The organism is Haemophilus sputorum HK 2154, assembly GCF_000287615.1.
Taxonomy (GTDB): domain Bacteria; phylum Pseudomonadota; class Gammaproteobacteria; order Enterobacterales; family Pasteurellaceae; genus Haemophilus_A; species Haemophilus_A sputorum.
In genome coordinates, this window is record NZ_ALJP01000017.1 from 24,685 (window position 1) to 31,682 (window position 6,998).

Consider the following 6,998-nt stretch of genomic DNA (forward strand, 5'->3'; position numbering starts at 1 on the left):
CTCCCCTAACCCCTCTTTGCTAAAGAGGGGTATTTCATTATTAAATTAACCTAGGGTGACGTAGTTACTATTTTTATGTATGAATAATTAAAATAAATACCAAAATTATAAATTATCACCATAATAATTCCCCTCTTTAGCAAAGAGGGGTTAGGGGAGATTTGACAAAATCAAATTAACAAATGATATTTGGATTACATAGGAAATTGATCATTGACCAAAACACTAAAATTAAATACCGCACTTTTCTTCGCGTTGCTGTTGATTAGCGGCTTTGCGATTTATCATCAGCTAGGCGATTTCGCCCATCTCAAAAATGCGGATGGCGTGCTCACCGATATGCGCTCGATGGTGCTGTGGGATATTCGTTTTCCGCGCATTGGTTTAGCTTTATTGACGGGTGCCAGCCTAGCGATTGCCGGCAATGCGATGCAAGGCATTTTCCAAAACCCATTAGCGAGTCCAGGCTTGCTCGGCAGTAGCGCTGGCGCAACGGTTGCTAGTGTATTTATCCTCTATTATTTTGCCGTGCCATTTTCACTGCTCTTAGCCGGAGGAGTAATTGGCGCGCTTTTAAGCTTTTTCATCGTGTATTTGATCGCTAAAAACTACGGCACCACGATGATGATTCTAAGCGGTTTAGCGGTCAATATGTTGCTTGGGTCAGCAATCGCATTGCTGCTTTCCAACGCGGAAAGCCCATGGGCATTAGCTGAACTTTATCGTTGGCTACAAGGCTCGTTGATGTGGGCTAAATTAGATACATTGCTTATTTCACTCCCGATTGTTCTGGTTGGGATTTTCTGTTTATACCACACCCGCCGATATTTAGATTTACTCACCTTTGGTGAAGAAACGGCTAGCACCATGGGCGTGGATCCCAAACGTAGCTTTTTCATCAGCACCTTTGGTGTCGCTTTATTAGTCGGTGCGACCATTCCGCAAACTGGTACCATTGGGTTTATCGGCTTAATCGCACCACACTTCGCCCGTATTTTACTGAAAGCTCGCCCATCACAACTTTACTTCACTAGTGCGCTAATCGGGGCATTATTGCTATTACTGGCTGATTTGGCAATTTTATATATCCCACTATTTTCACATATTTACATTGGCACGTTGACTGCACTTATCGGTGCCCCTTGCTTGATTTGGATGTTATTGACGCAACAGAGAAAAATCGCACATTAACCCTAACGGCATATTTCAAAATATGCCGTTTTATTTTTCATCACTCAAAATATAAAAAATAACTATTCTCAATTCATAAAATTCGCGTATAATTTGAACACTTTTTATTATTGAGGACACAACATGAAAAAATTATTCAAAACCACTTTAGCTTCTGCATTATTAATGGTATCCGCATTTTCTAGTGCAGTGACGGTTAAAGATGCGAAAGGTGAATTTACCCTTGATAAAACCCCAAGCCGTGTTGTGGCATTGGAATATTCCTTTGTAGATGCCTTAGCTCAAGTCGGTGTAAGCCCAGTAGGTGTGGCCGACGATAACAAAGTCGATCGTATTTTGCCGCAAGTGCGTGAAAAAATTGCTGAGTGGCAATCTGTTGGCACACGTTCTCAACCGAGTCTTGAAGTGATTGCTTCTCTCAAACCCGATTTAATTATTGCCGATCCTTCCCGTCACACAGCGGTGTTTGAAGAATTGAAAAAAATTGCGCCAACAGTGATGTTCGATTCTCGTCATGAAAGTTATCAAGAAAATCTTGAAACCGCGCAAAAAATTGGTGATTTAGTCGGTAAAAGTAGCGAAATGAAAGCGAAGATCAATGAGCATAATGATTACATTGCCAACATTGCAAAAAATCTAGGTGTACAAGGCAAAAAAGCCTCATTTGGTACTTCCCGAGAAGATAAATTTAATATCCAAAATGACAATGGCTATGTGGGTAGTTTCTTAACGACATTAGGTTTTGCGCCAACTAAACTCAATAGTGATCAAGCTTTCGTAGAAATCAACCTTGAACAATTAGTAATGGAAAAACCGGAATACTTGTTCATTGCCCATTATCGTGATGAAAGCATTGCGCGCAAATGGGAAGCTGAGCCACTTTGGAAAGCCATTCCTGCGGTAAAAGCGAACCATGTTTACAGTGTTGACTCCGACATGTGGGCGCGTGGTCGCGGTTTAGAAGCAAGCAAAATTATGGCAAAACAAATTGAAGATTTCGTGAAGCAAAAATAATGATGAAGTCTGCTTTCCGTTGGGGACTTCCCCTTATCATTCTGGCTTTCCTATTATGGGGAAGCCTGTTTTTGTATTATCCCATCGAAATTCGACCGCTTGCAGCGTTACAAGCGTTCCTCCCCGATGGCGATGAAATTGCCAAAATTACGGTAACCGATTTACGCCTACCGCGCGCATTAGTTGGCATGATTTTAGGTGCCAATCTTGCGGTGGCGGGGGCATTGTTACAAACCATTACGCGCAATCCACTTGCCTCCCCTACGCTACTCAGCGTGAACTCGGGTGCTAGTCTTGCAATGGTAACCGCCAGTGCGTTTAGCCCCTTGATTCTTTCTGGTTATAGCATTGCCTTAGTGGCTAGTATCGGTGGCGGTCTGAGTTGGTTTGTGGTGATGCTGATCAGCAATGGCTGGAAAGACAACAGTGGAGATCGTAGCCGAGTGATTTTAGCAGGGATTGCCGTATCACTACTTTGTGCAGCACTCACTAAATTGGTGCTGATTATCGCGGAAGATCATGCCTTCGGTATTATGAGTTGGCTAGCTGGCGGCATTGCACATGCTCGTTGGAATGAATTATTGACGTTATTTCCGTTCTTTATTTTGACCGCACTTTTCTGTCTATTCTTTGCTAGTCGTTTAAATTTACTCAATTTAAGCGATGAATCTGCGCGTTCGTTAGGCATCAATCTCTTCCGTTTACGCTGGTACGCTAACATCATGGCGTTATTGATTGTGGGCTCAAGCGTGAGTGTTGCTGGCCCTGTGGCCTTTATTGGCTTACTCGTGCCCCACCTTGCCCGCTATTGGATTGGTTATGACTTGCGAAAATCGCTCCCTATGGCGATGTTACTCGGCGCAATTTTAATGCTCGCTGCAGATACCATTGCCCGCGCGGTCAACTTTCCTAGCGAAGTGCCTGCTGGTGCGGTGCTTGCCTTAATCGGTGCCCCAGTCTTTGTATTATTTGCCAGAGGAAGACACTAATGCGAACCTCTCATGTATCTTTCCGCACTATCGGCTTTTATGTCGTCACGCTTAGCCTGATGGTACTACTCTTTGGATTGAGTATTCGACTCGGCACTTATACGCTTTCCTTTGAAGAAATTTGGGCAGCCTTTCAGCCTGACGATAAAAACTATTTTACCTTGATGGAATATCGCCTCCCCCGTGCGGTGTTAGCGATTTTATTAGGCGGCGCCTTAGCAATTTCCGGTGTGCTAGTGCAAAGCGTAGTGCGTAATCCGCTTGCTTCTCCCGATATTTTAGGGATTAACAATGCGGCGGGGTTGGTTGCTGTTTCGGTATTGATGTTCTTACCAAACTTAGCCTTTTACTGGATGCCAATTTTTGCCTTTTTAGGTGGTGTGCTCTCTTTTGTCATTTTATGGGTCGTGTGCGGTTTTAACTTCCGCCCTATCAAAATGGCAATCATTGGGGTCGCACTTTCCGCATTATGGGCTGCTATTAGTCATTATCTAATGCTTACCAATCCAGTCGAGATCAATACGGCGATGTTATGGCTCACAGGAAGCCTGTGGGGGCGTAGCTGGTCTTATTTAAATGTGGTATTACCATGGTTAGTGATATTGCTGCCCTTGCCATTTATTTTCTGTCGCGATCTCGACACCCTTGGTTTAGGTGAAAACAAAGCCTCTACCTTGGGGGTGACCGTAAATAAAGTGCAAATAAGCGTTTTAGTGCTAGCGGTAGCCCTTTCCACTACAGCCGTGGCAATTTGTGGTCCGATTGCCTTTTTAGGCTTAGTTGCGCCGCATCTTGCCCGTCGTTTAGTCGGTGGCAGACATCGTACCCTATTACCGGCAGCCTTGATTATTGGCGCCCTCTTATTACAACTTTCGGATATTTTGGCGCGGGTGATTGACCCACCAACTGAACTGCCGGCAGGTATTCTGACCGCAATTATCGGTGCGCCATATTTCTTCTACTTATTGATGAGAACTAAATAATGAGCATTGAAATCAATAATTTATCTTTAGGTTATCAAGATAAACTCGTGGTTAAAAATCTGTCGCTAAAATTCCCGAAAAATAAAGTGATTGCGTTAATCGGCCCAAATGGTTGCTGTAAGTCCACCACATTAAAAGCGGTGGCTCGATTGCTTAAGCCAAAGCAAGGCTCAATCACCCATAAAGGTCAGGATATTTGGCAAAAAAGCCCTAAAGAATATGCCCAAGAATTGGCTTTTCTCCCGCAGCAACACTTGGTACCTGAAGGCATTAAAGTACGCGAATTGATTGCTTACGGGCGTTCGCCTTACTTAAACCTCTGGGGTAAACTCAGCCAAAAAGATGAAGAATTGGTTAATTGGGCGATGACACAAACACAAACTACTGAACTCGCCGAACAGTTGGTTTCCGATTTATCTGGTGGTCAGCAACAACGGGTATTTTTAGCCATGACACTTGCGCAAGATGCTGAATTAGTGCTACTCGATGAGCCGACTACTTATCTGGATTTAAACCGCCAAGCAGAACTCATGGGCATGATGCGACAAATGCAACAAAACGGCAAAACTGTGATTACGGTGTTGCATGATCTCAACCAAGCCTGCCGCTATTGCGATTACTTAATCGTCATGAAAAAAGGTGCCGTAATGGCACAAGGCACACCTGATGAAGTGATGACCGAAGAGTTGCTGAAGGATGTGTTTGATTTAGATGTCATCATTCATCGTGATCCTATCAGCGACACACCGATGTTTATTTTGAAATAAAGCATTACAATAGGCTACTTCAGGTAGCCTATCTTTTTTAGACAAAATATGATTAACATTAAACAACTCAGTCAACCATACGGCTTAACCAATATTTCTTGTCAAATTCCAAAAGGAAAATTAGTTGGCATTATGGGTGCTAATGGCGCGGGAAAATCCACGTTATTAAAAAGTATTGCTGGCATATTGCCCCTCAAACAAGGAGAAATTTGGTTTGATGCTCAGTCATTAAGCAAAATGAATGCGACTGAAAAAAGCCAACATATTGCTTACCTGGCCCAGAATACGCAAATTCATTGGGATTTATCCGTTTATGATGTGATTGCATTAGGCTTGGCAGCTCCGTTACCAAAAGAAAAAGAGCGGTCAAAAATTCAAGCGTTTTCAGAAAAATTTGCAGTGACACATTTACTCAACAAACCTTTCCAACAACTTTCAGGTGGCGAGAAAGCACGTGTACAACTTGCTCGTTGCTGTATTAAAGAATCCCCTGTTTTATTGGTAGATGAGCCGATTGCGCCTCTCGACCCTTATTATCAAATTGATATGATGGAACAGCTTAAATCACTCACACCGGAACATACATGTGTCGTTGCCATTCATCACCTGTCGTTGGCTTATCGTTTCTGTGATGAAGTGATTTTACTGCACCAAGGGAAAATTGCAGCATACGGAGAAACTCAAGCGGTACTGACAGCTGAAAATCTTGCAAAAACTTTCCAAATTCAGGCTGAAATTGATTTGCTGAAAAGAGAGATCAGCCAAATAGAAAAATTACGCTAATCGATGGAAATAAAAAAGCGATGTGAATGAAACACATCGCTTTTTTCATTTATGATGATTATTCTGCAAATTCTTGCATAAATTTATCCGCTTGTTTAACCATCTCAGTCGAACCGATAAAGCATGGTACGCGTTGGTGCAAGGTTTCTGGCTTAATATCTAAAATTGGATTAAAGCCATCCGTTGCCATACCTCCCGCTTGTTCAGCAAGGAATGCCATCGGGTTACCTTCATACAACAAACGTAATTTACCTTTCGGATAAACCGTGGATGTAGGATAAATATAGATACCGCCTTTTAAGAGATTTCTGTGGAAATCTGATACTAATGAGCCAATATAACGTGAAGAATACGGACGCTTAGTTGCTGCATCACTTTCTTGACAGTATTTAATGAATTTTTTCACACCCATTGGGAAGGTAACGTACTGTCCTTCATTGATAGAATAATATTTGCCTTTTTCCGGCATTTTCATCTCTGGATGAGAAAGAATAAACAGACCTAAAGATGGGTCATAAGTGAAGCCATTCACACCGTTTCCAGTGGTATAAACTAACATGGTTGAAGAACCGTAAGTCACATAACCAGAAGCTACTTGTTTACGGCCTGGTTGTAAGAAATCCTCCATGGTTACCGGTGTGCCAATTGGTGAGATACGACGATAAATAGAGAAAATCGTACCCACAGAAACATTCACATCAATATTAGAAGAACCATCTAACGGATCGGTCATTAAAATGTATTTAGCATTACGCCCACGCTCAGTATCAAAGCCAATAAAAGTATCATCTTCTTCTGAAGCAAAGCCAGCCACCTCTTCGCGTCCTATTAACGCTTGTTTCATCGTTTCATTAGCAAAGACATCTAATTTCATTTGTACTTCGCCCTGAATATTCTCAGAACCTGCTACGCCTAAAATGTCTTGGCTTAATCCCGCTCGGTTAATTTCACGGTGAATAATTTTCGCCGCTAAACGGATAGAAGACAAAATACCACTCAATTCGCCTTTCGCTTCAGGGTATTCGGCCTGTTTCTCAATAATAAATTCGCCTAGTGTTTTCATATCTTATCCTCTGATAACTTAATATGGTTATTTTAATCAAATGCACACATAAGATCAGAAATAATGGCAATTTTTGTGAAATAGATCACAAAATTGTAACAAGCGGTTGTTTTTATGTACTGTTTTACAAAAAACTTACTGAAAAAACAGAAAATTAAATTTATATGGCAAGAAAATGATGATAGGAATTTTAGATATAAAAAAAGCA

The 6,998-nt window shown here is 42.0% G+C and carries 7 protein-coding genes; 6 read left to right on the forward strand and 1 reads right to left on the reverse strand.

Translation table 11 applies throughout. The features are described 5' to 3' along the window. The first annotated feature begins 213 nt into the window (after positions 1-213). From HMPREF1128_RS08130 to HMPREF1128_RS08155, 6 genes are all read left to right on the forward strand, one after another. Positions 214-1,191 (forward strand): FecCD family ABC transporter permease, encoded by a 978-nt coding sequence (locus HMPREF1128_RS08130; RefSeq protein WP_007526219.1) that lies wholly within the window; start codon positions 214-216, stop codon positions 1,189-1,191. Between the two features lie 123 nt (positions 1,192-1,314). Continuing rightward, on the forward strand, positions 1,315-2,205 hold the full coding sequence (locus HMPREF1128_RS08135) for a Fe(3+) dicitrate ABC transporter substrate-binding protein (protein ID WP_007526246.1): 891 nt from the start codon (positions 1,315-1,317) through the stop codon (positions 2,203-2,205). Further along, entirely contained in the window at positions 2,205-3,194 is a 990-nt protein-coding gene (fecC, locus tag HMPREF1128_RS08140) for an iron-dicitrate ABC transporter permease FecC (protein WP_007526232.1), read from the forward strand. Before HMPREF1128_RS08135 ends, fecC begins: the two co-directional genes overlap by 1 nt. Then, positions 3,194-4,177, forward strand: a complete 984-nt coding sequence (gene fecD, locus HMPREF1128_RS08145) for a Fe(3+) dicitrate ABC transporter permease subunit FecD (RefSeq protein ID WP_007526185.1) — start codon at positions 3,194-3,196, stop codon at positions 4,175-4,177. The genes fecC and fecD overlap by 1 nt, the downstream gene beginning before the upstream one ends. Further along, complete coding sequence (gene fecE / locus HMPREF1128_RS08150) at positions 4,177-4,944, forward strand: Fe(3+) dicitrate ABC transporter ATP-binding protein FecE (RefSeq protein ID WP_007526206.1); 768 nt, start codon at positions 4,177-4,179, stop codon at positions 4,942-4,944. Before fecD ends, fecE begins: the two co-directional genes overlap by 1 nt. Positions 4,945-4,992: 48 nt before the next feature. Continuing rightward, entirely contained in the window at positions 4,993-5,727 is a 735-nt protein-coding gene (locus HMPREF1128_RS08155) for an ABC transporter ATP-binding protein (protein WP_007526209.1), read from the forward strand. A 58-nt stretch (positions 5,728-5,785) separates the two neighbouring features. On the opposite strand, the gene fbp is transcribed toward HMPREF1128_RS08155, so the two are convergent. Beyond that, positions 5,786-6,790, reverse strand: coding sequence for a class 1 fructose-bisphosphatase (gene fbp, locus HMPREF1128_RS08160; protein ID WP_007526189.1), 1,005 nt, complete (start codon positions 6,788-6,790; stop codon positions 5,786-5,788). Positions 6,791-6,998 lie beyond the last annotated feature (208 nt).